The following is a 23,280-nucleotide window of genomic DNA, read 5'->3' on the forward strand; positions in this document are numbered from 1 at the left end:
GGCGGCGTGCGCCGGGCGGCTGCTGCGTCGGTCAACGGTCGGCGGGGCCGTCCCCACGGCGCGGGGGCACGGCCGACCCCGGGCCCGGCGAGTCGTCCTCGGGCGTGCTCCAGGAGTCGGCCCGCGGGGCGGCGGGCCCGGGCCCCGCCGGAGGACGCCGCCGACGACGGCTGCCCCACACGAACGCCCCGATCAGGGCGGCGACGATGATCAGCGCCGGAACGACCACCACCAGGAGGGACGGACCGCTCGACTCCTTCGCCAGTGATCCCGCCGCCAGTACCGCGTCGACCGTCATGACCTGCTCCTTCGTTCCGGTGGACCCGTCCGATCGGACCCGCGTCGAACCCCGTCTACCCGGTGCGTTCGGAATGAACGCCCGAAAGATCCGGATATCGGTGTGTCGTGTTCCGGTGGTCGGGTAGGCGGTACGACTGCGAAGAGGGGCGGCCACAAGGACCGGTCCGACTCCTTCTGCGGGGTATCCGATGAAGAATTCGAAGTTGGCAACCGCCGTGGTCGCGGGCTACTTCCTCGGGCGCTGGCGCAAGGCCCGCTGGGCGCTGGCCCTGGCCGGAATGGCGGCGGGAAAGAAGCTCAGCACCAACCCTGGCGTGCTGTTCGGGCAGCTCATGGAGTCCTCGCCGCAACTGCGCGGCCTGGTGGACGAGATGCGCGGCGACCTGACCGAAGCGGGCAAGAACGCCCTCGTGACGGCCGCGGGCAACCGGATGGGCGCCCTCACCGACCGGCTGCAGCAGCAGACCGAAGCCGTCCGCGACCGCACCGCGGGCCGCGGCCGGGACGACGAGGAACCGGACGAGGACGAGGTGGAGCCGGAGGAGAGCGAGGAACCGGAGGAGGCGGAGGCCGAGGAGTCGGACGAGGAGCCGGAGGAGGAGCAGCCCGAGGACGAGGACGAGGAAGAGGAGGAGGAGCCGGAGCCGGAGGAGGCCGAGGCTGAGGACGAGGAGCCGGAGGAGGAGCAGCCCGAGGAGGAACCGCCGCCCCGGCGACGCGCCTCGCGGAGCAGTAGTACCTCCCGAGCGAGCGGCGGGACCGGCAGCGGAGCGGGCGGCGGCACGAAACGCCCGTCGCGGGCCAAGAGCAGCACGGCGTCCACCGCCTCCCGCTCGACCAGTAGCGGTGGCCGTAGCAGCACCGGCAGCGGCACCGGCGCGAAGAAGACCGCGAAGAAGGCGGCTGCGCCGCGGAAGTCCGCGGCCACCAAACGGACCGCCTCGTCGGCCACCGGACGGAAGTCGACCGGCACCGCGTCCGCCCGGAAGAGCACCGGGACACGGGCGTCGGCCAAGAAGACGAAGGCGGGGTGACCGGCGATGGCCAGGCAGCCCCGGTCCGACGAGGGCGACAGGAACGGCTCGGGCAGCGTGCTGGAGGCGCTCCCCACCGAGCAACTGATGGACCAGGCAAAGGAGTTGGCGACCGCTGTGGGGGAGCGGGTGATGACGTCGGCGGCCGACAAGGTCGGCGGGCTGACCGAACGGCTCGTCGACTACGTGGCGAACGGCGGCAGCAGCAGCGGCGGCGATGGCGATGACGACGACGGTGGTGGCGGCGGCGGGGGCGGCAGCGTCGGCGGGACCATCGCGAAGAAGCTGGTGGGGGCCGGAGCGTCCAAGGTGAAGGATGCCGTGACCGGGAAACTCGGTGGCGGCGGTGGCGGTGGCGGCGGGAACAAGGAGACCAAGGTCACCAACATCATCGAGCAGGTCGACGTCGGGGTCCCCGTCCGGGTCGCGTACAACCAGTGGACCCAGTTCCAGGACTTCCCGAAGTTCACCAAGCGCCTCGAACAGGTCGACCAGTCCGCCGACGAGAAGCTGAGCTGGAAGGCCGGGATCTTCCTCTCGCACCGCACCTGGGAGTCGACGATCGTCGAGCAGGTCCCGGACGAGCGGATCGTGTGGCGCTCCAAGGGCGAGAAGGGCTCGGTGGACGGGGCGGTGACGTTCCACGAACTCGCCCCCAACCTGACCAGGATCCTGGTCGTCCTCGAGTACCACCCCCAGGGCCTGTTCGAACGCACCGGCAACCTGTGGCGGGCCCAGGGCCGCCGCGCCCGGCTGGAGCTGAAGCACTTCCGCCGTCACGTGATGACGCGCACGATCCTCGACCCCGACAGTGTCGAGGGTTGGCGCGGAGAGATCCGCGACAGCGAGGTGGTCCGCTCCCACGAGGACGCCGTGAAGGAGGAGGAAGAGCAGCAGGACCAGGACCAGCAGGACCAGGAGCAGGAGCAGGACGACCAGGACGAGCCGGACGAGGAGGAGTACGAGGAGGAACCGGAGGACGAGGACTACGAGGACGAGGACCAGGACGGCGACGAGGAGTACGACGACGAGGAGGACGAACCCGAGGACGAGGACGAACCCGAGGACGAGGAGTACGAGGACGAGGACGAAGCCGAGGACGAGGAGGACGAGCCCGAACAGCCCGCCCGCCGAGGCTCCCGCCGGGCCTCCTCCCGGAAGAGGTGAGAGCGGTGTCGGTGGCCCCGCGTTCCAGCAACTACATGTCCCGCCCGTCCTCCTCGGGCCTGGTGGACGTGATCGACCTGATCCTCGACAAGGGCCTGGTGATCGACATCTACATCCGGGTCTCCCTGGTCGGGATCGAACTCCTCACCATCGACGCCCGCATCGTGGTGGCGAGCGTCGACACGTACCTGCGCTTCGCCGAGGCGGTCAACCGGCTCGACATCACCCAGGACAACAGCAAGGGGCTCCCGCAACTGGTGAACGACATGCAGGAGGGCGGGGCCCGGCACAAGACCCGCGGCGCGCTCGAAGGCGTGAAGGAGAAGGTGTCCGACCTGGTCGGCGGGGGCGGCGACGAGGAGGACGAGGAGGAGCCGGAGGAGCGGCCCCGCCGGCGGACCCGGCCGGCCCGGAAGGGGCGTGAGCAATGAGCAGCACCCCGCCGTCCGACGCGGCCTGCTACGTCTACGGCATCGTCCCGGCCGACGCCTCCGCGCCGGAGGGGGTGGTCGGCGTCGGCGACCCGCCCGCGCCGGTCGTCCCGGTGCGGCACCGGGAGCTGGCCGCCCTGGTCAGCGAGATCGACCCCCGCCGCCCGCTCGGCACGCCCCAGGACCTGATCGGCCACGCCCGGGTGCTGGACGCGGTGGCGGCCGGACGCACGCCCGTCCTGCCGTTCCGGTTCGGCGCGGTGGTCCGGGACGCGGCGGCCGTCACCGACGAACTGCTCGCCCCGCAGCAGGAGCGCTTCCTGGCCGCGCTGGAGGGGCTGGAGGGCCTCGCCCAGTTCACCGTCCGCGGCACGTACCGGCAGGACCGGGTGCTGCGCGAGATCCTCGAACAGCGGCCCGACATCGCCCGGCTCCGGGAGGAGATCGCCACACTGTCCGAGGACGCCTCCCGCTACCAGCGGATCCGGCTCGGCGAACTCGTCTCCGAGGAGCTCACCGCCCGCGCCCGGGCCGACGCCGACGAACTGGCGGCGCAGCTCGGACCGCTCGCCGCGGCCACCGCCCGCGGCGACTCCTCCGCCGACCAGCCGGTCAACGCCTCCTTCCTGGTCGCCGAGGACGACCGGGAGGAGTTCGAACGCGCCGCGGACGGACTCGCCGCCACCTGGGAGGGCCGGATCGACCTCCGGCTGCTCGGCCCGCTGGCCCCGTACGACTTCGCCTCCCAACTCGTCGACGCCCAAGGACGCGGGTCATGGGACTGATCACCGGCCTGATCACCCTGCCGCTCGCGCCCGTCCGCGGCGTCGTCTGGGTGGCCGAGCAGCTGTACGACCAGGCGTGGCAGGAACTGAACGACCCGGCGGCCGTCCGCCGCCAGCTGATGGAGGTCCAGGCCGCCCGGGAGGCCGGCACGATCAGCGAGGAGGACGCGACGGCCCGGGAAGCCGAACTGGTACGGCGGCTGGTGCCGCCGAGCGAGGGTTGGGAGGTGTGAGCCGTGCCCGAGTCACGCACCCGCCGCCCGGACGACCGTCCGAAGCGCGGCTCGTCCACCGGCGCGCCGCGACGGCGACCCGCACGCGACCCCGAAGCGGAGCCACGGACCCGCCGCCGGGCCGCCGACGCCGAGGAGCGGCCCGACACCGACGAACCGGAACGCGAACGGGCGGAACCGCCACGACGGCGGCGTCGGCCCCCTGACGAGGGCGCGCCGCCCAGCGCCCCGGCCCGACGACGCCGGGCCGCCCGGCGCGACGAGCCCGAGGACGCGGAGCCGGAGGAGGTCGAACCCGAGGAGGACGAGCCTGAGGAGGACGACGACTTCGAGGACGACGAACCGGAGGAGGACGAGGAGCCGGAGGAGGAGGACGAGCCCGAAGCCGCGCAGCGCCCCCGGATCGACGCCGCCGGGGCCGCCCGTCGGGCCGCCGTCCAGGTGCAGGCGATGACCGGCCGCAGCCCGGAGGGCGTCACCGCGGTGGAGCGGACCGAGGACGGCTGGCGGGTCGGCATCGAGGTGGTGGAGAGCCGCCGGATCCCCGACTCCACCGACATCCTGGCCCTCTACCGGGTCGACCTCACCCCGGACGGCGACCTGCTCGCCTACCGCCGGGACAGCCGCTACCACCGCGGCCGGTTCCCCGAGGAGGAGCAGTGAGCACCCCGACCCCGTGGCGCGGCAACGGCGCGGCACCCGCGTACCCCGGGACCTCCGCCGCGCCGCAGCCCGCCAACCTGGCCGACCTGCTCGAACGCGTGCTGGACAAGGGCATCGTGATCGCCGGGGACATCCGGATCAACCTGCTGGACATCGAACTGCTCACGATCCGGATCCGGCTGCTGATCGCCTCGGTCGACCGGGCCCGCGAGATGGGCATCGACTGGTGGGAGCACGACCCCACGCTCTCCTCCGGCGACCGCCGCCGCGACCTCGCCGCCGAGAACCGCCGCCTGCGCGAACGCCTCGGCGAACTGGAGGCCGCCCGCTCGAAGGAGGCCGCCGGGGAGACCGACACCGGCATCGACGCCGACACCGGGCCGGAAGCGGTGGAGCGGCCCCAGGACCCGCCCCCGGCCCGGAAGGGCACCGGCACCGGCACCCGCTCGCGGAGGACGTCATGACCTACACGTGGCTGTACGCGGTGGCCCCGGCGGGCCCCGACCCGCTCCCGCCGGACCTCCCCGGCGGCGTCGCCGACGAGGGCCCGCGGACGGTCACGGCCGACGACCTGCTCGCGGTCGTCGGCTCGGTGCCCGCCCCGGACTTCGACGGCGACACCCTGCAGCGCCACCTCGGCGAACCGCAGTGGCTCGAACGCACCGCGCGCGCCCACCACCGGGTGGTCTCCGCGCTCGGCGGCCGGGCCCTCCCGGTCCGCTACGGCACGGTGTACCGCGACGACGAGCGGGTCCGCGCCCTGCTGACGACGCACGCCGACGGCTTCCGGGCCGCCCTCGCGGGCATCGCCGACCGCACCGAGTGGGGCGTCAAGGCGTACCTGGACCGGACCGACCCGGACGAGGAGGCCGGGGCGGTCGGGGAGGACGGCGCACCGGAGGGCCGTCCGGGCACCGCCTACCTGCTGCGTCGCCGCTCCGCCCGCGACCGGGCCACCCGCGCGCTGACGGAGGCCGGCGAACGCGCCCGGCAGGTCCACCGGACCCTGGCCGGGCTCGCCGACCGCAGCACCGAGCACCCGCCGCAGCCCCCGGAGGCGACCGGCGTCCGCGACCCGATGCTGCTCAACGGCGCCTACCTGGTGCACCGTTCGCGGGCCGCGGAGTTCGCCCGCGCGGTCACCGACCTCCAGCGCCGGTACGGCCCCGCGCTGCGGGTGGAGCTCACCGGGCCCTGGCCCCCGTACTCCTTCGCCGACCTGCCGGCCGGGGTGACCGGCGCAGTCGGGGCGGCCGGGGCGGCCGGGGGCGACGCGGAATGAGCGGGTACGACCTCGCCCCCGAGCTGCGGCAGCACGAGGTCGCCCTGGTCGACCTGCTCGACCGGGTGCTGGCCGGCGGCGTGGTGATCGCGGGCGAGATCACCCTCTCGATCGCCGACGTCGACCTGGTCCGGATCAGCCTGCGGGCGCTGATCGCCTCGGTCAGCTCGCTGGCCGCCGACGAGCCGGGCGCCGCCGGGGGAGCGGTGCCGTGAGCGGCGACCGGCCCCGGCGGGTGGAGCTCGACCCCGAGACGGTCGGACGGGACCTCGCGTCCCTGGTCCTCACGGTGGTCGAACTGCTCCGCCAGCTGATGGAGCGCCAGGCGCTGCGCCGGATCGACCGGGGAGACCTGGACGAGGAGCAGGTCGAGCAGTTGGGCCTGACCCTGATGGCGCTGGAGGACCGGATGGCGGAACTCCGCGAGCACTTCGGCCTCACCCCCGAGGACCTCAACATCGACCTGGGCCCGCTCGGCCCGCTGCTCTCCTCCGACTGACGCCCGGCGCACCCGCCCGGTCAGGACGCCCTGCCCAGCTTCCGGTGCGGCCGGGCGGCGGCCTTCAGGGCGTACTGGAGCTGGTCGCGCGTCATGGTGGACCGGTGCGGGACGCCGAGGGCGGCGGCCCGCCGGTACAGCTCGGTCTTGCTGAGCGAGGCGAGGTCCTCCACGGCCTCGGCGGGCTCCGCCGACTTCCGCCGTCCGGCGCGCTCCCGCTTCGGCGTCCCCTCGGTCCGGGCGGCTCCGGCAGCCTTGGCCCTGGCCGCTCCGGTCCGCCCGGCCTTCGCACCGCTCGCGCGGGCCGTACCGCCCCCGCGGGCCGCGCGGGCCTCGTCCAGGCTGCGGCGCAGGACGTCCACCAGGTCGGTCAGCTCGGTGGGCTCGGGCTCGTCGCCGGTGGAGAGGGCGATCTCCCGGCCCTCGGCCTTCGCCTCGACCAGGGCCCGGACCCGCTCCTCGTAGGTGTCGTGGTAGTCCTCCGGGTTCCAGCCGACGGACAGCATCTCGATGAGCTGCTCCGCGGTGGCCAGCTCGGTCCGGTTGAAGTCCTTGCGCCGGGCGGGCAGGTCGGGGACCTCCTGCTGCGGGTCGCGCAGTTCGTCGGCCCAGTGCATGGTGCGCAGCTCCAGCAGCCCGTCGGCGGAGTCGACCGCGGTCAGGTACTCCTTGCCGCGCATCGCGAACACGGCGATGCCCGCCCGGTGGGAGTGGGCGAGCGCCTCCACCAGCAGCTGGTAGACCTTGGCGGTCGCCGGGTCGGCGGGGCCGAGGTAGTAGGTCTTGTCGAAGAAGACCGGGTCGATCTCCGAGAGGTCGGCGAAACCGCCGATCTCGATCGTCCGGGAGCGCCCGGGGGAGAGCTCCTCCAGCTCGGCGGGCTCCACGACGACGTACTGGCCCTCCGCGAGCTCGTAGCCCTTGACCACGTCCTCGAACGGCACCTCCTCGCCGGTGCGCTCGTTCACCCGTCGCTGCCGCACCCGGTCGGTGGTGCCGCGCTGCAACTGGTGGAAGCGCACCGCGTGCGACTCCGTCGCCGGGTACAGCGCCACCGGCAGGCTCACCAGCCCGAACGTCAGCGTTCCCTTCCACACCGCCTTGGCCATCGTGCTCACCTTTCCCTCCGCCGCCTCGGCGGCGCGTGCCGCGCGACTGCCCGATCCGGGCCGCGCCCACACCAGGGTCCGGCCGCGGGCGCCGGACCGCACCCGGTCGGCCCCGGGCGAGGCCTCACGCGGGCCTCACGCGGCGCCGGAGCGGACCAGGGCGGCGGCCAGGACGGCGTACCGCTCCGGCGGCACCAGGTGGGCCAGGCCCTCGGGCGTGCCGGGCAGGCCCAGGTTCCGCGCCGCCCGGCAGGCCCGGGCGTCGAAGGACGGGCGCAGCCACGGCCACACCGCCTGGGCCTCCCGGCAGAAGACGTCCGCGCCGACCGGGCCGATCCGCGGCACCTCCCGCAGCAGCGCGCGCAGCGCCCCGGGGTCGCCGTCCGCCTCCGCCGCCATCCGGCGCAGGTCGCCGCGCCAGCGCTCCAGCACCAGCCGGGCCCCGTCGCCGAGCGCGGTGGCGGTGCTCTCGTCGTACCGGACGTAGTGGGCCCGGCCCAGGGCGTCCACCCGGTCCTGCCAGGCCGCGTCGGCCATCGCCCGCGGCGTGCGCAGCCCGGCCCGGGACAGCTCCCGGGCGGCCGCGACGGCCGTGGCGGCCCTGATCCGGATCGAGCTCAGCACCGTCAGCACCAGCAGCCGGTACAGCGGCGAGGGCCGGTCGCGCAGCGTGATCCCGGCCTCCTCCGCGTACGTCCGGCCGTGCTCCGCCAGCAGTTCGGAGGTGACCGTGTCGACCGTCATCGCCCCGCACCTCGCCTTCCGCGGTACTTCCGCCGTACCCCGCCACCGCGCCTGCCCCGGATCGGCGCCCCGCACGCGGGACGTGTCGGCCCGACCCAGGCCGGGTAGACGCCGGGGCCCGGCCGGAGGAGGCAGGACGATGCCCCGAACGGACGCCCGCGGGCCCGAGCAGCCGATGCTCGCCACCCTCAGCGACCGCCGCACCTTCGACGCCGACATGCTGTTCGAGCGGAAGCTGGACGGGGTGCGGGCCCTCGCCGTGCGCGACGGCGACCTGGTCCGGCTGCTGTCCCGCACCGGGCGGGACCTGGGCCCGACCTACCCGGAGGTCGTCGCCGCCCTCACCGCCCAGCCGGTCCGGGACTTCACCGTCGACGGCGAGATCACCGCCGTCCGCGGCGGACGCAGCGACTTCGCCCTGCTCCAGCAGCGCATGCAGCTCACCCGCGCCGAGGACGTCCGGGCCAGCCCCGTCGCCGTCCGCTACTACCTGTTCGACCTGCTGCGCCTAGACGGCCGCGACACCACCGCGCTGCCGCTGCGCAGCCGCAAGTCCCTGCTGCGCCGGGCGCTGGAGTTCCGCGCCCCGCTGCACTACACCACCCACCGGGTCGGGCGGGACGGCCGCGAGCTGCTCGCCGGGGCCTGCGCGCGCGGCTGGGAGGGGCTGATCGCCAAACGGGCCGACGGCCGCTACCGGCGCGGACGCTCCCCGGACTGGCTCAAGCTCAAGTGCGCGGCCGACCAGGAACTGGTGATCGGCGGCTTCACCGAACCGGCGGGCAGCCGGGTCGGCTTCGGCGCCCTGCTGGTCGGCCACTACCAGGACGGGCGGCTCCGGTACGCGGGCAAGGTCGGCACCGGCTACGACACCCCGACCCTGCACGCCCTGCGGGCCCGGCTGGAGCACCTGGAGCAGGAGCGCCCGCCGTTCGCCGACCCGGTCCGGGAGCCGGGCGCGCACTGGGTGCGACCCGAACTGGTCGCGCAGATCGCCTTCACCGAGTGGACCAGGGCCGGGCGGCTGCGCCACCCGCGCTACCTGGGCCTGCGCGAGGACAAGCGGCCCACCGAGGTGGTCCGGGAACGGAGCACGCCATGACCACCGTCGAGATCCGGGCCAGCGGGCGGATCGTCCAGCTCAAGCGCGCCGACAAGGAACTGTTCCCGGCGGACGGCCTCACCAAGGCCGACCTCGCCGCGCACTACCGCCGCGTCGCCCGGCGCATCCTGCCGCAACTGCGCGACCGCCCGCTGATGCTGGAGCGCTACCCCGACGGCATCGACGGCCCCCGGCTCGTCCAGAAGGACACCCCCGAGCACTTCCCGGAGTGGATCCGGCGCGCCGAACTGCCCAAGGAGGGCGGCACGGTGCGCTACCCCGTCTGCGACGACCTGGCCACCCTGCTCCACCTGGTCGGGCAGGCCTGCGTCACCCCGCACCGCTGGCTCGCCAAGGCGGACCGGCCCGACCACCCCGACCTGCTGGTCCTCGACCTCGACCCGGCGGGCGAGGACTTCGAGCCCGTCCGGGAGGCCGCCGTCCTGGCGCACGGGCTGTTCGCCGAACTCGGCCTCCCCGCCGACCTGATGACCACCGGCTCGCGCGGACTGCACCTGCTGGTCCGGCTCGACCGCAGCGCCCCCTTCGACGAGGTCCGGGCCTTCGCCCGGGACGCCGCCGAGCTGCTGGCCCGCCGCCATCCGGACCTGCTCACCACCGAGGCCCGCAAGGCGGCCCGCCGGGGGCGGCTCTACCTCGACGTCCAGCGCAACGCGTACGGCCAGAACGCCGTCACCCCGTACGCGGTCCGCGCCCTGCCCGGCGCGCCGGTCGCCACCCCGCTGGCCCTCCACGAACTGGACGACCCCGACCTCACCGCCCGGCGCTGGACCCTCGCCACCACGGCGGAACGCCTCCAGGCCCCCGACCCGTGGCGGGGCGCCGCCCGCCGGGTCCGCTCGCTGGGCCCCGCGCGCCGCCGCCTCGAACAGCTCTGACCGCGCGCCCGGGAGCCGGGGCCCGTCGTCACCCGGCGGGGGCTCAGAACCGGCGCCAGCGCGCCGAGGCGAAGGAGAACACGCCGTACAGGACCAGCCCGGCGGCCACCGCCACCAGCAGCCACGGACCGGCCGCGCTGTCGGCGAAGGAGCGCAGGGTGTCGTCCATGCCCCGGGCCCGGCCGGGGTCGAAGCGGACGGCCGCCACCACGACGAACGCTCCGGCGGCCGCGTACACGGCGCCGCGGGAGACGTTGCCGGAGACGCCCGTCCCGGTCACCGCGGCCTGGGTGCGCGGGCTCATCGACGCGGTGTCGAGCTTGCGCAGGAAGCGCCGCTGCAGGGCGCGGACCGCGATCGCCGCGCCGACGCCCGCCAGCACCAGCCCGGCCGCGCCGACCAGCCAGCGGCCGCCGGGCCAGCCCAGCGTGGTGGCCGTCCAGTCCTTGGAGGCGGTGTCGCTGTCCGAGCCGCCGCCGGAGCCCGCCGCGTACGAGGCCGTCCCCCAGGCCACGAAGCCGTAGAACACCGCCCGCCCGGCCGACAGCAGCCGCGAGCCGGTCTTCTTCCGCCCGGCCTCGCCGAAGACCGCCGTCGAGGCCCGCCACAGCGCCATCCCGACGAAGCCGACCGCCAGCGCCCAGAGCAGCACCGTGCCGAACGGCTGCTCCGCGACCTGGTGCAGCGCCCCCTGCCGGTCGGCGTCCTCGCCGCCCGCCCCGAAGGCGATCCGCAGGGCCAGCACCCCGACCAGGGCGTACACCACGCCCCGGGCCACGAAGCCCGTCCGGCCCGCGGCCGTCGTCACCCGGCCCAGCCGGGCGTCCTCATGCGGGTTCGCATCCATCGACGTCCTCCTCGTTCTTTGCTCGTGGTTGTCGCGGGCCGACTCAGTCGAGGGCCCGGCTGCGGGTGACGAGGTTGCCGATGGCCACGTAGACGACCGCCGGGATGCCGTAGTCCAGGAGGACCTGCGCGGTGTGGTTGGAGACCGTGAACAGGCCGCGCGACCAGCCGGAGAGCCAGTCGGCGGCGGTGTGGAACCAGTTGACGAGGCCGTTGCCCTGGTTGGCGCCGAAGAGGTCCAGCAGGATCCAGACGACCAGGATCGCCGCGAGGACGTGGGCCAGGGCCGATATCACCGAAGTTGTCCGTCTCATGGCTGCCGCCTTGCCCGTCGCGGCTGCCCCAAACCCGTTGCAGGGGAGGGGAGTTGGCCATCCCTGCCCGGGGCGGGGGCGCTCACAGGAAGTGCCGGATCGGGGCGGTGGCCGCCTCCAGGGCGCGCCGGGCCGGGCCGCGGCGGTGCCAGCGCTCCGGCACGACGGTCTCGCTGCGCGCCAGGTCCTCGTCGAAGTGCCGGTCCAGGACGGCGGTGAACTCCTCGTCCACCACGGCCAGCACCACCTCCTCGTCGTGGTCCAGCGAGCGGCGGTTGAAGTTCGCCGAGCCGACCACCGCGGCCGTCCCGTCCACCGTCAGCACCTTGGCGTGCATCATCGTCGGCCCGTACCGCCAGACCGTCACCCCCGAGGCGGTCAGCCGCCCGAAGTGCCGCTCGCCCGCCAACTGGCACACCCGCTTGTCGGTGTGCCGGCCCGGCACCAGCAGGTCGACGGCGACCCCGCGGCGGCCCGCGGCGCACAGCAGGTCGACGAAGTAGTCGTCCGGCGCGAAGTACGCCGTCGCCAGGCGCAGCCGCCGCTCGGCCGAGGAGATCACCACCCGCATCAGGGTCTGCAGGTCCTGCCAGCCCACCGCGGCCGAACCCCGCACCACCTGCACCACCGCCTCGCCCGGCTGCTCGTGCTCCGCGAACCGGTCCGCCGCGTCGTACAGCGTTCCGGGGGCGCACTCGGCCCAGTTCTGCGCGAAGGCCGCCGCGATGCCGTCCACCGCGGGCCCGACCACCCGCACGTGGGTGTCGCGCCACTCGCCCGGGTGCCGGGCGTCGCCGCACCACTCCTCGGCGATGCCGACCCCGCCGGTGAACGCGGTCCGGCCGTCCACCACCAGGACCTTGCGGTGGCAGCGGTGGTTCTGCTTGAACGGCGACAGCCGCACCGGCCGCCGGAACCAGGAGATCTGGACGCCCGCCGACTCCATCAGGTCTATCAGCTCCGGCTCGATCAGCCGACTGCCGAACCCGTCCAGCAGCAGCCGCACCCGCACGCCCAGCGCCGCCCGGCGGGCCAGCGCCCGGGCGAAGACCCGGGCGATCTCCCCGCGCCAGTACACGAACGTCATCAGGTCGACCGTCCGCCGCGCCCCGTCGATCGCCTCCAGCATGGCCGGGAAGATCTCGTCCCCGTTGCGCAGCGGCGTCAGCAGGTTGCCCTCGGTCGCGGCGATGCCGATCAGCCCTTCCAGTCGGCGGCGCAGTACCCGGCCGCGGTCCGCGGGCAGTGGAGCCGGGGCGGGCTCGGGCGCGGTTTCGGTGGTCATGGGTCCCTCCGTCCGGGGCGGGTCGCTGTGGCGGGCCCTCGGCTACCCACTGCGCCGGGAACGATGCCCGCGGAGCGGGACCGAAGAGGAACCGGGAGGGATGAAAACCGCGGACCGGGGGACACGGGGGCCATGACGAGGACTCGGGGACGGGCGGCCAGACCGCTCGGCGTACTGGTGGCGGTGCTGGGGCAGTTGACGGCACTGGTCGCCGTCGGACTGCTGATCACCCATCCGCCGGGCCACTGGTGGGACCCGGGCGAGAAGGGCCTGGTCGGTTGGCTGGCCGCGCACCGCACGCCCGCCCTGACCACCGCCAGCGACTGGCTCTCCGCGCTCGCCTTCACCCCGGCCATCGTGGCGGTGACGGCCGCCGCCGCGGTCCTGCTGCTGCTCCGGCACCGGTGGCGGGCCGCCGCACTGCTCGCCGGTGCGGTCGCACTGCAGGCCACGCTGTTCGTGACCGCCGCCCACCTGGTCGACCGGGCCCGGCCCGACGTCGTCCGGCTGGACGGCGCCCTGCCCACCTCCAGCTTCCCGTCCGGGCACGTCGGCGCGGCCACCGCCCTGTACGGCGGACTGGGCCTGCTCGCCCTGCACGCGCTGCGCGGACGGCGACGGGTGCTGCCCGTGCTGCTGTGCGCCCTCGCCTGGACGGTGCCGGTGCTGGTCGCCGCCAGCCGCCTCTACCGGGGCATGCACCACCCCACCGACGTGGTGGCCGGGGCGCTCAACGGCGCGGCCGCCCTGTGGGTGGTCGCGCACGCGCTGCCCGCCCGCGAGCGGCGGACGCCGGTCGCCGCCGCCGTCCCGCTCCCGGCCGCGCTGGTGCACAACCCGCTGTCGGTCGACCAGGCCCTGCTGGACCGGCTCACCGCCGTCCTGACCGCCCACGGCCACGGACCCGTCCGCCACCTGGCCGGGGACGCCGAGGACTGCGGCCGGGCCGCCGCCGCCCGCGCCCTCGCCGACGGCGCCCGCCTGGTCGCCGCCTGCGGCGGCGACGGCACCGTCACCGCCTGCGCCGAGACCCTGGCCGGCACCGGCGCCACCCTGCTGGTCGTCCCCTGCGGCACCGGCAACCTGCTGGCCCGCAACCTCGGCCTGCCCACCGACCCCGAAGCCGCCCTGACCGCCGCCCTCGCCGGCCGCACCCGCCGGATCGACCTGATGCGGGTCGAGGGCGACGGCCTGCCCGCCCGGGCCGCCGCGACCATGGCCGGGATGGGCCTCGACGCCGCCGTGATGGCCGACACCGGTCGCACCCTCAAGCGCCGCCTCGGCTGGCCCGCCTACCTGGTCGCCGGGGCCCGCCACCTCACCGACCGGCGCTTCCCGCTGACCGTCACCGTCGACGGCGCCCCGCCGGTGCGCCGACAGGTCCGCACCGCGATCGTCGGCAACGTCGGCACCCTCCAGGGCGGGGTGCGCCTGCTGCCCGAGGCGGCGCCCGACGACGGGCTGCTCGACCTCGTCCTGGTGCAGCCGCACGGGCCGCGCGGCTGGTGGCAGACCCTGCTCTCGCTGCTCACCGGCACCCGCCCCCCGGGCCCCGGCGCCCCGCTGGAGCACTTCCGCGGCCGCTGCATCGAACTGACCGCCGACCGCGCCCACCCGCGCGAGTGCGACGGCGACCCGGTGGACGAGGGCCGCAGCCTGACCCTGACCGCCCGCCCGGCCGCCCTGCTGGTGCGCGTCCCCGGCGCCCCGTACGAGGCCCCGCCCGCGCCGCCCGCCGGCCCCGTCACGGGGTGGGTCGAGCGGGAGGTGGCCTGATGGGAACCGCCAGCCGGGTCCGACCCGGCCACGAGCACCTGTCCGCGGACGAGGCGGTCGGAACGCTGCGGCGCCGGGCCTGGTGGCCGCTGGCCCGCGACGCCTTCGTCCGGTTCCGCTACGCCGACGGGTTCAGCCACGCCCGCGCCCTGGCCTTCCAGGTGGCACTGGCCCTGGTGCCGTTCGCGATCGCCGTGGTCGGCCTGGCCTCCTCGCTGCACGGCGGCCCGGTCGGGCAGCTGGTCGCCGCCAGCATCCAGCGGATGGTCCCGGCCTCCAGCGCCGACCTGGTGCGCGAGGTGCTCGACCGCAGCCGCCACCGCACCGGCGGCACCCTCGCGCTCTGGTTCGGCGCCCTGTTCGCGCTCGCCAACCTGGTCACCGCGATGTCCCAGATCGAACGCGGCGCCAACCGGATCTACGGCATCGAACGGGACCGCCCGTTCGACCGCAAGTACGGGCGCAGCCTGCTGATGGCCGCGGGCGCGGGCCTGCCGATGGGCACCGGCTTCCTGGTCCTGGTCGCCGGACCGCAGGTCGCGGCCGCCGCCCAGGAGGTGTTCGGCACCGGCCCGGCCGCCACCGCCGCCTGGACCCTGCTGCGCTGGCCGGTCGGCGTGCTGCTCACCCTCACCTCGGCCGCGGTGGTCTTCCGCCGCGCGCCCCGCCGCCGCCAACCCGGCTACAGCTGGCTGGCGTTCGGCGCCGGGGTCCACCTGGTGCTCTGGCTGGCGGCGACCTGGCTGCTGAGCCTGTACCTGCGCCTGAGTGGCTCGTTCGACGCCGTCTACGGGCCGCTCAGCGCGGTGTTCTCGCTGCTGGTGTGGGCCTACCTGACGGCGATCGCGCTCTTCCTCGGCCTCTCCTTCGCCGCCCAGCTCGAAGCCGACCGCACCGGCAGCCCCGGTCCCGTCCTCCCCGACCCGCTGGACCCGGGCCGGGAGACGGACGCGGGCCCGCAGCCCCCCGCGCACGCGGCGGCGCCGGGCCACCCGGCCCCCGACCTGCTGGCGCCCGTTCCGCCGGACGCCGCTCCGCCGAACGCCGATCCGCCGAACGCCGATCCGCCGGTTCCCGGTCCGTCGAGGCCGGACCGGCCGGACCGGTCGGACCACGCCCCCGGGAGGTCGCCGCAGTGATCCGCCACCCCCTCCGTCCGCACCCCCTCCGTGCGCGCCCGCTCCGTGCGCGCTCGTACCGGTGGCTGCCGCCGCGCCGCACCGCCGACCTGCGGCTGGGCCGGCGCCTGCTCACCGCCGTCGCCGCGTTCGCGGTGGCCGCCGTGCCGACCGCGCTGCTGCTGGTGCTGATCGAGTCGCACTGGGCGCCGCTGCACCGGCTCGACGCGGGCGCGGCGCACCGGCTGCACACCACCGTGCGCGACCACCCCGCCGTCCTCTCGGTGCTGCGCACGCTCAGCAACGGGGTGTGGGACCCGCTGACGATGCGGCTGCTGGTCGCGGCGGCCGTCGGCTGGCTGCTGTGGCGGCGGGCCTGGCGGCTGGCGCTGTGGACCGCGGCGACGGTGACCGCCTCCGGGCTGGTCGGCTGGGCGGTGAAGGCGGCGGTCGCCCGGGCCCGGCCCGCGCTGCCCGATCCGGTGGCGCACGCCCCGGGCTTCTCGTTCCCGTCCGGGCACGCGATGACGGCGGCGACCTGCTGCGCCGTGCTGCTGCTGGTGTTCTCGCCGGTGCTGCGCCCGGCGTGGCGGTGGGCGGCCCGGGTGGTGGCCGCGGTGAGCGTGCTGGGGGTGGGGTTCACCCGGGTCGCGCTCGGCGTGCACTGGGCCAGCGACGTGCTGGGCGGGTGGCTGCTCGGCCTGGGCCTGGTCGCGGCCACCGCCTGGGCGTTCGAGGGCTGGCGGCGCGAGACCGGCCGTCCCGTCCCGCCGCCGCTGGCCGAGGGCCTGGAGCCCGAACTCGCCCCGGACGGCCCGCGGCGGCCCGAGGAGTGAGGTGCGCGCCGGGGCGGGCTCAGCCGTCCCGGCGCAGCGCGCCGACCGCGGCGTCCACGGTGGCGTGGCTGGGCAGCAGCGTCTCCAGGCCGGAGATGGCCAGCAGCCGGCCGAGGTCGGGCGTGGTGCCGGCCAGGGCGAGCGAGGTCCCGGCGGCCCGGGTGCGGCGGAACGCGAAGAGGAGTTCGGCCACGCCGACGGAGTCGCAGAACCCGAGCCGTGCCACGTCCAGCACCAGTGGCAGCTCCTCGGCGGTCCGCTCCACGGCCCGGTGCAGGCGCGGCGCGGTGTGGAGGTCGAGTTCGCCCGCGAGGGCGACGACGCTCACCCCCGCGGGATGGGTGCGGACCTCGATGGTCAGGGCGTACTCGGGCACGGGGGCTCCGTACGGTGCGGGGCGGGCAGGACGGGCAGGGCGGGCGTGGCGGGCGTGGCGGGGGGCACGGGCTCAGCCGAGCCGGGCCAGCAGCAGCGCGACGTCGTCGGTCTGCGCCCGGGCGAACGAGGACAGCAGCAGGTCGGCCGCCGGGTCCAGCGCGGCCGGGGCGGCGGCGAAGGCGTCCCGCAGGGCGTCCAGGCCGGTCTGCAGGTGCTCGCCGGGCACCTCGATCAGGCCGTCGGTCACCAGCAGCAGGGTGCTGCCGGGCTCGACCGGGTGGTCGACCGGCGGGGGCTGCGGCACGTTCAGGCCGAGCAGGATGCCGTGCTCGGCCAGGTAGCGGGCGGAGCCGTCCGGCCGCCGCAGCAGCGGCGGCAGGTGCCCGGCGTTGGCGACCTTGACGCTGCGCCGGTCGGGCGCGATCAGCACCAGGCACACCGTCGCGGTCAGGCCGGGTCGCAGCCGGGTCAGCAGGGCGTCCAACCGGTGCAGCAGGGTCTGCGGGTCGTGGCCCTCGATGGCGTAGGCGCGCAGCGCGTGGCGCAGTTCGCCCATCGCCATCGCCGCCTCCAGCGAGTGCCCGGCCACGTCGCCGATCGCCAGCAGCAGCCCGGCGGGGGTGTCGATGGCCTCGTAGAAGTCGCCGCCGATCTCGCTGTGGGCGGAGGCCGGTTCGTAGCGCACGGCGAGATCGACCTCGGGGACGGCGGGCAGCCGGCTGGGCAGGAAGCTGCGTTGCAGGGTGAGGGCGAGGGCGTGCTCCTCGGCCTGGCTGCGCTGGGCCTCCAGGGCGAGCGCCCCGGCCTGGGTGAGCTGGGGGAGCAGGTCGCGTTCGTCGGGGGCGGCGACCGCCTCCCGGTCGACGACCACGGCCAGCAGCGGGCGGCCGGGCTTGGTGCGGGCCACCACCAGGGCGACCGGCCCGGCGGGCAGGCCCGCGCCGTCCAGGCCGTGCCCGGCCAGCACCTCGTGCCACTGCTCGGCGTCGAGCAGGGCGGTGTCGGTGCCGGTGGCGTCGCCGAGGGTGTGGTGGGCGATGGCGTCGAGCAGCACGGGCGGTGCCTGGAGCAGCCGCACCGCCGGGCCGTCCGGCGGGTGCGGGTCGTGGTGGGCCAGGTGCAGGGCGTCGCGGTCCGGTCCGAGGGCGATCGCGGTGGCCCGGGCGGCGCCGAGCCGGATCGCGCCGAGCGCGGCCGCGCCGACCAGGGCGTCGGTGTCGGCGGCGCCGTACAGGGCGAGCGTGCTGCGGTGCAGGGCCGCGACCCGGGCGGCCAGGCGTTCGGCGTGCCGCCGGGCCCGGGCGTAGCGCAGCACGGCGGTGACGGTGGCCTGCAGCTCGGCCGGGTCTATCGGCTCGGTCAGGTAGGCGTCGGCGCCCCGGTGCAGGCCCTGGGTGCGGTCGCTGGCGGCGATCGCGGTGGCGGAGATGTGGACGACGGGCAGCGCGGCGGTGCGCGGTCCGCTCTTGATCCGCTCGCACACCTCGAAGCCGGTCATGTCGGGCAGGCTGATGTCCACCACGGCGAGCTCGGGCAGCTCGGCGGCGGGGGTGCGCTCCAGCAGCGCCAGGGCCTGCGAGCCGTCGACCGCCTCGACCACGGTGTGCCCGGAGCGGCGCAGCCAGCTGCCGACGATGTAACGGGTCGCGTCGTTGTCGTCGAGCACCAGGACGGTGGCGGGCCCGGAGTCGGAGCCGGTCATGACCCCTCCTCGGGGGACTCGGGGGACGGCCGCCGCGGCGGAGCGGGGCGGGGGGCGGACAGGGCGGCGGCGATCCGGCCGCTGCTGAGGCCGGACTTCGGCAGCACGGCGCGGGCGTGCGAGAGCCGGGCCCGGTCGGCGGCGGTCAGCGAGGCGGAGGTCAGGACCACCACCGGCGTCCGGCACAGCACCGGGTCGGCCCGCAGCTGGGCGAGCACCTGGTAGCCGTCCGTGTCGCCGAGGTGCAGGTCGAGGACGATCCCGTCGGGCTGGACGTCGCGGACCAGCGGCAGCGCGGCCCAGCCGTCGTCGGTCTCCACCACCCGCTCGGCGATCTCGTGCAGCAGCGGGCGCAGCACGTCCCGGAAGGCCAGGTCGTCGTCGACCGCGACCAGCACGCCCCGCCGGGGGCCGGGCGGCGGGGCCGGGCGCGCGGGCAGCCGCACGGTCAGCGTGCTGCCCCGGCCGGGCGCGCTGTCCAGGCGCAGCGTGCCGCCGAGGATCTCGGCCAGCCGACGGGCGTACGGCAGGCCCAGGCCGGTGCCGCGGCGGCCCCGCTGGTGCGCGCCCTTCACCTGGTAGAACTCCTCGAAGACCCGTTCGTGCTGGTCGGCCGGGATGCCCACGCCGGTGTCGGTGACGGTCATGACCAGGAACGGGCCCTCGCCCCGGGCCTCCTCGATCCGGGTGGTCAGCTCCACCGACCCGTGCTCGGTGAACTTGAGCGCATTGGACAGCAGGTTGCGCAGGATCCGCACCAGCATCGTCTCGTCGCCGAGCAGCGGCTCCGGCACCTCGGGCGCGGGGCCGATCCGCAGCTCGACGCCGGGGCGGGCCAGGCCGCGCAGGGTGCCGTCCAGGTGGGCGAGGACGGCGCGCAGGTCGAGCGGCGCCCACAGCGGGTCGAGGGTGCCGGACTCCGCCTTCGCGACGTCCAGCAGCTCGTCCACCAGGGCGAGCAGGGTGCGGCCGGAGTCCGCGATCAGGGTCAGCTGGCGGCCGCGCTCCTCCGGCGGGGCGTCGACGTCGGCGCGCAGCAGTTCGGCCAGGCCCACCACCGCGTTGACGGGGGTGCGCAGCTCGTGGCTGACGTTCGCCCAGAACCTGCTCTTGGCCTCGCTGGCCTCGCGCAGCTGCCGCGACTTCTCGTCCAGTTCGGCGTAGAGCGCGACCACGCCCCGGTTGGTCTCCTCCAGCTCCTCCGACAGCTCCGAGTACAGCGCCAGGACGCCCCGGTTGGTCTCCTCCAACTCGCGGTTCAGACGGCGCAGTTCCTCGCGCTGGGCCCGGGTGCGCTCCAGTGCGGCGATCAGGTCGCGGGTCTGCGCCCGGGAGTCCTCCAGGGCGCTGGCGCCGGTGTGCGCGGCGAGCAGGCCGCGGGCCCGCCCGATCAGCTCCGGGTCCGGCTCGGGGCCGTGGCCGAGCCGCTGCTCGACCCGCACCAGGCCGTCCCCGCCGGCGTGCTCGTGGCAGGTGGGCAGCAGCCGGGCGGACGCCTCCAGGGCCTCGTCGGGCAGCCGGTGCCCGCCCCGCCAGGCCAGGGTGACCCGCAGCGCGGCCGGCCGCCCCGGCAGCAGGTCGAACGCGGCGGTGAGCCGGTCGGCGCCGAGCAGGCCGCGGCCGAGCTCGCTCAGCACGGTGGCCAGCCGGACGGCGTCCTGCCCGTCCGCGCCGAGCAGGTCGGCGACGGCGCGGGCGCTGCGGCGCAGCGCGAAGGTGTCCTGGGCGGTGAGCACGGGCGCGACGCCCAGGTGCACGGCCGGTTGCCCGGCGGCCCGGTCGGCGGCCTCCTCGCTCGTACGGTCGTCCACGGGGTGGTCGGTGCGGTCGTGCCCGGGCCCGTGCCCGGGGTCGTCGGTGCGGTCGGGTCCGGGGCCGTTCGGTTCGTTCACCAGGCGCCCTTCGCGACCACCACGCCGGCGTCGTCCCGGCGCACCCCCGCCTCGCGCAGCAGCAGCGCGGCCGCGGTGACGGGCAGGTGGGAGAACAGGCCGGGCACGTCGGTGGCCCGCCAGCGGTCGGTCAGGCCGTCCGAGTGCAGCACCACCGCGCTGCCGGGCGGCAGGTCCTGCCGGACGGGGTGCGGCGTGGGCAGCTGGTGGCCGACGATGCCGGGGGAGGAGGGCAGCGACCGGCGGGTCCCGGTGGCGGTGTCCACCACGAAGGCGCTGACGTTGCCGACCCCGCAGAACGTCAACCGGGCGGCGGCGGGCTCGACCAGGGCGACCGCGATCGCCCCGCCGCGCCCGCTGCGCAGCACCCGGTGCAGGTCCGCCAGGACGTCCTCGGGCCGGTGCGCGCGGCTGCGGTGGAAGGCCGCGACGGCGTCCGAGGCGGCCCGGGCGGCGAGCGGGCCGTGGCCCAGCCCGTCGCAGAACAGCAGCAGGAAGGACCCGGCGTCCGTCCGGCCCGGCCCGGCGGCGGGCGGCGGGGGTGCCTGGTTGGTCAGCACCGACCAGTTCAGCGCCGCCCCCGCGGGCCGCGGCACGGCCGGGGCGGGCCCCGGCAGCGGCCCGACCGGGCGCACCGCCCAGGCGTCGCCGCACAGCTCCTGCCCGCTCATCGGCCGGGTCAGCCCGGCCGCGGCCGGTTCGCCCGCCGCGGCGGCCGCCCGCCCGGCCGGGGTGCGGTTCCAGAACCGGGCGGTCAGCACGGTGCCCCGGCCGGGCAGCGAGTGCAGGTCGAAGGCGTCGGCGAGGCGGGCCACCGCGCCCAGGCCGATGCCCAGGGTGGGGCCGGAGGAGTAGCCGTCGACGAGCGCGGCGGGGACGTCCGCCATGCCCGGCCCGCTGTCGACGGTGAGGAACTCCAGCGCCGCCTCGGTGTCGGTGCGCACCACCCGCAGCACCATCGCCCCGTCGACGGCGTGCCGACGCAGGTTGGTGGCGGCCTCGCTGACGGCGAGCGCCACCTCGGCGACCCGCTCGGGCAGCAGGCCGATCCGTTGGGCGAGCTGCCGGGCGGCGCCGCGGGCGGCGGCGGGCAGCGAGTCGGAGTGCCGGAACCACACGGTGTCCTCGCACTCCGTCGGGGCGGAGGTCGCCGGGCCCGCCCGGTCGGGGGTCACCGCGCCCACTTGGTCACCGACACCGTCGTCCCGGAGCCGGGCTCGCTGTGCAGCTCGAACTCGTCCACCAGCCGCCGGGCCCCGCTCAGGCCCAGGCCCAGGCCGCCGCCGGAGGTCCATCCGTCGGTCAGCGCGAGGTCCAGGTCGGGGATGCCGGGGCCGCTGTCCTCGAACACCGCCTGCACGCCCACCCGGGCGCCGCTGCGGACGACGGCGCAGCGCATCAGGCCGCCGCCGCCGTACACCAGCGTGTTGCGGGCGAGTTCGCTGGCGGCGGTGACCAGCTTGGTCTGGTCGACCAGCGACAGCCCGCGCTGCTGGGCGTACGTCCGGACGGTCTGCCGGGCCCGCACCACGTCGTCGTTGGAGCCGATCGGCACGCTCTGCTCGTCCTCCACCACCCGTGGCCCGGTCACGGCCGGCCCGTACGCGCGGTACGGTCCCGCTCCAGCAGCGCCAGGCCCTTCTCCAGGGTGAGCGCGGTGCGCACCCCGCCCAGCGAGAGGCCCAGTTCGACCAGGGTGATCGCCACCGCCGGGCGCATGCCGACGACCACGGTCTCGGCGTCCAGCATGCGCGAGATCGCGGCGGTGTTGGCGAGCATCCGGCCCACGAAGGAGTCGACGATCTCCAGCGCCGTGATGTCGATGACCACGCCGGTCGCGCCGGTGGCGACGATCCGCTCGGCCAGGTCGTCCTGCAGGTCCAGGACGATCTGGTCCTCCAGGTCGACCTGGATGGAGACCAGCAGGACCTGGCCGAGCTTCAGGACGGGAACGCGGTCGCTCACCGGGTGCCGCCCGAGGGCAGCGCGGTGCCGCTCTGCTGCAGGACGTGGCGCAGCGCGTCCTGCAGGGTCGCCTTGGTGACGATGTCGCCGAACTGCACGCCGAGCGCGACCAGGGTCTGCGCGATCTGCGGCCGGATGCCGGAGATGGTGCACTCCGCGCCCATCAGCCGGGCGGCGACCACGGTCTTCAGCAGGTGCTGGGCGACCTCGGTGTCCACCGCGGGCACGCCGGTGATGTCGATGATGGCGTGCTCGGACTCCGAGTCCACCAGGCTCTGCAGCAGCTTCTCCATCACCACCTGGGTGCGCGCCGAGTCCAGGGTGCCGACCAGCGGCACCGCGACCACGCCCTCCCACAGCTTGACCACCGGCGTCGACAGTTCGAGCAACTGCTCGGCCTGGGCGCTGATGATCTCCTCCCGGGTGCGGGCGTACGCCTCGATGGTGAACAGGCCCAGCGCGTCGAACAGCCGGGCCAGCTGGAGGTAGGCCGTGATGTCCTCGGCGCTGCTGCCCGCGGTGGGCTCCAGCACGTCCTTGCCCGCGAAGACGCTGACGGCCGTCTCGGTCGGCGTGAAGCCGTGCCGGGCCCGGCTCCGGGAGAGCTCCACCAGCAGGGCGCGCACCTCCGAGTACGCCTCGTCCTGCCAGTCCAGGCCGCCCTTGTCCAGGGCCTGCAGCAGGGCCTGGTACAGGTCCGACAGCTCGCGCTCCAGCTCGGCCCGGCTGATCCGGCCACCGAGGGACGCCGCCACGGCCGCCACCCACTGCTCCTGCACCGCATCGTCCCGGGTGAGCAGCTCCACGAGCCGTTCCGACGCACGCTCCACCGCCATCAGGCGCTCTCCTCAACTGAGAACAAGACCCCCACGGAAGGGGGCCGGGCCGTCGCACGACGGGGGGGGGGGGGGGGGGGGGGG

Annotated in this window: 27 protein-coding genes and 1 pseudogene; 15 read left to right on the forward strand and 13 right to left on the reverse strand. The window is 75.8% G+C overall.

Features of this window, described 5'->3' with window-relative positions; translation table 11 throughout:
- Positions 1-31 precede the first annotated feature (31 nt).
- Complete coding sequence (locus tag ACFY00_RS23505) at positions 32-298, reverse strand: DUF6479 family protein (RefSeq protein ID WP_388033497.1); 267 nt, start codon at positions 296-298, stop codon at positions 32-34.
- Between the two features lie 205 nt (positions 299-503).
- On the opposite strand from ACFY00_RS23505, the gene ACFY00_RS23510 reads away from it, so the two are divergent.
- Genes ACFY00_RS23510 through ACFY00_RS23555 form a run of 10 tightly spaced genes read left to right on the forward strand, consistent with a single transcriptional unit; the run spans position 504 to position 6,394 of the window.
- Positions 504-1,334 carry a hypothetical protein gene (locus ACFY00_RS23510; RefSeq protein WP_388033498.1) on the forward strand — a complete coding sequence of 277 codons (831 nt, stop codon included), beginning with the start codon at positions 504-506 and terminating at the stop codon, positions 1,332-1,334.
- A gap of 6 nt (positions 1,335-1,340) precedes the next feature.
- A complete protein-coding gene (locus ACFY00_RS23515; protein WP_388033499.1) occupies positions 1,341-2,501 on the forward strand; it encodes an SRPBCC family protein in 1,161 nt (386 codons plus the stop codon).
- Positions 2,502-2,506: 5 nt separating this feature from the next.
- On the forward strand, positions 2,507-2,932 hold the full coding sequence (gene gvpJ, locus ACFY00_RS23520; RefSeq protein ID WP_388033500.1) for a gas vesicle protein GvpJ: 426 nt from the start codon (positions 2,507-2,509) through the stop codon (positions 2,930-2,932).
- Complete coding sequence (locus ACFY00_RS23525; protein WP_388033501.1) at positions 2,929-3,717, forward strand: GvpL/GvpF family gas vesicle protein; 789 nt, start codon at positions 2,929-2,931, stop codon at positions 3,715-3,717. Before gvpJ ends, ACFY00_RS23525 begins: the two co-directional genes overlap by 4 nt.
- Entirely contained in the window at positions 3,708-3,950 is a 243-nt protein-coding gene (locus ACFY00_RS23530; protein WP_388033502.1) for a gas vesicle protein GvpG, read from the forward strand. The genes ACFY00_RS23525 and ACFY00_RS23530 overlap by 10 nt, the downstream gene beginning before the upstream one ends.
- A 3-nt stretch (positions 3,951-3,953) precedes the next feature.
- A complete protein-coding gene (gene gvpO, locus ACFY00_RS23535; RefSeq protein ID WP_388033503.1) occupies positions 3,954-4,613 on the forward strand; it encodes a gas vesicle protein GvpO in 660 nt (219 codons plus the stop codon).
- Positions 4,610-5,077, forward strand: coding sequence for a gas vesicle protein (locus ACFY00_RS23540; protein WP_388033504.1), 468 nt, complete (start codon positions 4,610-4,612; stop codon positions 5,075-5,077). Before gvpO ends, ACFY00_RS23540 begins: the two co-directional genes overlap by 4 nt.
- The gene (locus ACFY00_RS23545; protein ID WP_388033505.1) at positions 5,074-5,895 is read left to right on the forward strand and encodes a GvpL/GvpF family gas vesicle protein; all 822 of its coding nucleotides are present in this window, start codon (positions 5,074-5,076) and stop codon (positions 5,893-5,895) included. Before ACFY00_RS23540 ends, ACFY00_RS23545 begins: the two co-directional genes overlap by 4 nt.
- Positions 5,892-6,110 carry a gas vesicle protein gene (locus ACFY00_RS23550; protein WP_388033506.1) on the forward strand — a complete coding sequence of 73 codons (219 nt, stop codon included), beginning with the start codon at positions 5,892-5,894 and terminating at the stop codon, positions 6,108-6,110. Before ACFY00_RS23545 ends, ACFY00_RS23550 begins: the two co-directional genes overlap by 4 nt.
- Positions 6,107-6,394 carry a gas vesicle protein K gene (locus ACFY00_RS23555; RefSeq protein WP_285738539.1) on the forward strand — a complete coding sequence of 96 codons (288 nt, stop codon included), beginning with the start codon at positions 6,107-6,109 and terminating at the stop codon, positions 6,392-6,394. Before ACFY00_RS23550 ends, ACFY00_RS23555 begins: the two co-directional genes overlap by 4 nt.
- Before the next feature lie 20 nt (positions 6,395-6,414).
- On the opposite strand, the gene ACFY00_RS23560 is transcribed toward ACFY00_RS23555, so the two are convergent.
- A complete protein-coding gene (locus ACFY00_RS23560) occupies positions 6,415-7,503 on the reverse strand; it encodes a Ku protein (protein WP_388033594.1) in 1,089 nt (362 codons plus the stop codon).
- A 135-nt stretch (positions 7,504-7,638) separates the two neighbouring features.
- Entirely contained in the window at positions 7,639-8,247 is a 609-nt protein-coding gene (locus tag ACFY00_RS23565) for an endonuclease (protein ID WP_388033507.1), read from the reverse strand.
- A gap of 139 nt (positions 8,248-8,386) precedes the next feature.
- On the opposite strand from ACFY00_RS23565, the gene ligD (ACFY00_RS23570) reads away from it, so the two are divergent.
- Positions 8,387-9,349: a non-homologous end-joining DNA ligase gene (gene ligD / locus ACFY00_RS23570; RefSeq protein ID WP_388033508.1), complete on the forward strand. Its 963-nt coding sequence runs from the start codon at positions 8,387-8,389 to the stop codon at positions 9,347-9,349.
- A complete protein-coding gene (gene ligD, locus ACFY00_RS23575; protein ID WP_388033509.1) occupies positions 9,346-10,248 on the forward strand; it encodes a non-homologous end-joining DNA ligase in 903 nt (300 codons plus the stop codon). The genes ligD (ACFY00_RS23570) and ligD (ACFY00_RS23575) overlap by 4 nt, the downstream gene beginning before the upstream one ends.
- Before the next feature lie 43 nt (positions 10,249-10,291).
- On the opposite strand, the gene ACFY00_RS23580 is transcribed toward ligD (ACFY00_RS23575), so the two are convergent.
- From ACFY00_RS23580 to ACFY00_RS23590, 3 genes are all read right to left on the reverse strand, one after another.
- Positions 10,292-11,095 carry a DUF1206 domain-containing protein gene (locus ACFY00_RS23580; RefSeq protein ID WP_388033510.1) on the reverse strand — a complete coding sequence of 268 codons (804 nt, stop codon included), beginning with the start codon at positions 11,093-11,095 and terminating at the stop codon, positions 10,292-10,294.
- Between the two features lie 43 nt (positions 11,096-11,138).
- The gene (locus ACFY00_RS23585; protein WP_388033511.1) at positions 11,139-11,408 is read right to left on the reverse strand and encodes a hypothetical protein; all 270 of its coding nucleotides are present in this window, start codon (positions 11,406-11,408) and stop codon (positions 11,139-11,141) included.
- Between the two features lie 82 nt (positions 11,409-11,490).
- Positions 11,491-12,693 (reverse strand): phosphatidylserine/phosphatidylglycerophosphate/cardiolipin synthase family protein, encoded by a 1,203-nt coding sequence (locus ACFY00_RS23590; RefSeq protein ID WP_388033512.1) that lies wholly within the window; start codon positions 12,691-12,693, stop codon positions 11,491-11,493.
- A gap of 132 nt (positions 12,694-12,825) precedes the next feature.
- Here ACFY00_RS23590 and ACFY00_RS23595 point away from each other — a divergent pair, with 132 nt between their 5' ends.
- The 3 genes and pseudogenes from ACFY00_RS23595 to ACFY00_RS23605 all read left to right on the forward strand — a co-directional run bounded on the left by ACFY00_RS23595 (position 12,826) and on the right by ACFY00_RS23605 (position 16,423).
- A complete protein-coding gene (locus ACFY00_RS23595; RefSeq protein WP_388033513.1) occupies positions 12,826-14,469 on the forward strand; it encodes a diacylglycerol kinase family protein in 1,644 nt (547 codons plus the stop codon).
- A pseudogene (locus ACFY00_RS23600) lies at positions 14,469-15,395 on the forward strand (YihY/virulence factor BrkB family protein); the annotation flags it as partial. The gene ACFY00_RS23595 and the pseudogene ACFY00_RS23600, both read left to right, overlap by 1 nt.
- A 278-nt stretch (positions 15,396-15,673) precedes the next feature.
- Positions 15,674-16,423: a phosphatase PAP2 family protein gene (locus tag ACFY00_RS23605; protein ID WP_388033595.1), complete on the forward strand. Its 750-nt coding sequence runs from the start codon at positions 15,674-15,676 to the stop codon at positions 16,421-16,423.
- 19 nt (positions 16,424-16,442) lie between these two features.
- Here the strand turns inward: ACFY00_RS23605 and ACFY00_RS23610 are convergent, their stop codons facing one another.
- The 7 genes from ACFY00_RS23610 to ACFY00_RS23640 all read right to left on the reverse strand — a co-directional run bounded on the left by ACFY00_RS23610 (position 16,443) and on the right by ACFY00_RS23640 (position 23,196).
- Positions 16,443-16,799, reverse strand: coding sequence for an anti-sigma factor antagonist (locus ACFY00_RS23610; protein ID WP_388033514.1), 357 nt, complete (start codon positions 16,797-16,799; stop codon positions 16,443-16,445).
- A 72-nt stretch (positions 16,800-16,871) separates the two neighbouring features.
- Positions 16,872-18,503 carry a SpoIIE family protein phosphatase gene (locus tag ACFY00_RS23615; RefSeq protein WP_388033515.1) on the reverse strand — a complete coding sequence of 544 codons (1,632 nt, stop codon included), beginning with the start codon at positions 18,501-18,503 and terminating at the stop codon, positions 16,872-16,874.
- Positions 18,500-20,260 (reverse strand): ATP-binding protein, encoded by a 1,761-nt coding sequence (locus ACFY00_RS23620; protein WP_388033596.1) that lies wholly within the window; start codon positions 20,258-20,260, stop codon positions 18,500-18,502. Before ACFY00_RS23620 ends, ACFY00_RS23615 begins: the two co-directional genes overlap by 4 nt.
- 131 nt (positions 20,261-20,391) lie before the next feature.
- Positions 20,392-21,570 (reverse strand): ATP-binding SpoIIE family protein phosphatase, encoded by a 1,179-nt coding sequence (locus ACFY00_RS23625; RefSeq protein WP_388033516.1) that lies wholly within the window; start codon positions 21,568-21,570, stop codon positions 20,392-20,394.
- The gene (locus ACFY00_RS23630; RefSeq protein WP_388033517.1) at positions 21,567-21,986 is read right to left on the reverse strand and encodes an anti-sigma regulatory factor; all 420 of its coding nucleotides are present in this window, start codon (positions 21,984-21,986) and stop codon (positions 21,567-21,569) included. The genes ACFY00_RS23625 and ACFY00_RS23630 overlap by 4 nt, the downstream gene beginning before the upstream one ends.
- Complete coding sequence (locus ACFY00_RS23635; protein WP_033216718.1) at positions 21,983-22,360, reverse strand: STAS domain-containing protein; 378 nt, start codon at positions 22,358-22,360, stop codon at positions 21,983-21,985. The genes ACFY00_RS23630 and ACFY00_RS23635 overlap by 4 nt, the downstream gene beginning before the upstream one ends.
- Positions 22,357-23,196 carry an STAS domain-containing protein gene (locus tag ACFY00_RS23640; RefSeq protein WP_388033518.1) on the reverse strand — a complete coding sequence of 280 codons (840 nt, stop codon included), beginning with the start codon at positions 23,194-23,196 and terminating at the stop codon, positions 22,357-22,359. Before ACFY00_RS23640 ends, ACFY00_RS23635 begins: the two co-directional genes overlap by 4 nt.
- Between the last annotated feature and the right edge of the window lie 84 nt (positions 23,197-23,280).

This window comes from Kitasatospora sp. NPDC001540 (assembly GCF_042894345.1).
Classification (GTDB): Bacteria; Actinomycetota; Actinomycetes; order Streptomycetales; family Streptomycetaceae; genus Kitasatospora; species Kitasatospora phosalacinea_C.

Excerpts from the sequence above, each read along its gene's own strand:
- ACFY00_RS23505 (WP_388033497.1), bottom strand. The coding sequence starts at position 298 with ATGACGGTCGACGCGGTACTGGCGGCGGGATCACTGGCGAAGGAGTCG.
- ACFY00_RS23515 (WP_388033499.1), top strand. The coding sequence starts at position 1,341 with ATGGCCAGGCAGCCCCGGTCCGACGAGGGCGACAGGAACGGCTCGGGC.
- ACFY00_RS23525 (WP_388033501.1), top strand. The coding sequence starts at position 2,929 with ATGAGCAGCACCCCGCCGTCCGACGCGGCCTGCTACGTCTACGGCATC.
- ACFY00_RS23530 (WP_388033502.1), top strand. The coding sequence starts at position 3,708 with ATGGGACTGATCACCGGCCTGATCACCCTGCCGCTCGCGCCCGTCCGC.
- ACFY00_RS23545 (WP_388033505.1), top strand. The coding sequence starts at position 5,074 with ATGACCTACACGTGGCTGTACGCGGTGGCCCCGGCGGGCCCCGACCCG.
- ACFY00_RS23550 (WP_388033506.1), top strand. The coding sequence starts at position 5,892 with ATGAGCGGGTACGACCTCGCCCCCGAGCTGCGGCAGCACGAGGTCGCC.
- ACFY00_RS23560 (WP_388033594.1), bottom strand. The coding sequence starts at position 7,503 with ATGGCCAAGGCGGTGTGGAAGGGAACGCTGACGTTCGGGCTGGTGAGC.
- ACFY00_RS23565 (WP_388033507.1), bottom strand. The coding sequence starts at position 8,247 with ATGACGGTCGACACGGTCACCTCCGAACTGCTGGCGGAGCACGGCCGG.
- ligD (WP_388033508.1), top strand. The coding sequence starts at position 8,387 with ATGCCCCGAACGGACGCCCGCGGGCCCGAGCAGCCGATGCTCGCCACC.
- ligD (WP_388033509.1), top strand. The coding sequence starts at position 9,346 with ATGACCACCGTCGAGATCCGGGCCAGCGGGCGGATCGTCCAGCTCAAG.
- ACFY00_RS23580 (WP_388033510.1), bottom strand. The coding sequence starts at position 11,095 with ATGGATGCGAACCCGCATGAGGACGCCCGGCTGGGCCGGGTGACGACG.
- ACFY00_RS23585 (WP_388033511.1), bottom strand. The coding sequence starts at position 11,408 with ATGAGACGGACAACTTCGGTGATATCGGCCCTGGCCCACGTCCTCGCG.
- ACFY00_RS23590 (WP_388033512.1), bottom strand. The coding sequence starts at position 12,693 with ATGACCACCGAAACCGCGCCCGAGCCCGCCCCGGCTCCACTGCCCGCG.
- ACFY00_RS23595 (WP_388033513.1), top strand. The coding sequence starts at position 12,826 with ATGACGAGGACTCGGGGACGGGCGGCCAGACCGCTCGGCGTACTGGTG.
- ACFY00_RS23615 (WP_388033515.1), bottom strand. The coding sequence starts at position 18,503 with ATGACCGGCTCCGACTCCGGGCCCGCCACCGTCCTGGTGCTCGACGAC.
- ACFY00_RS23640 (WP_388033518.1), bottom strand. The coding sequence starts at position 23,196 with ATGGCGGTGGAGCGTGCGTCGGAACGGCTCGTGGAGCTGCTCACCCGG.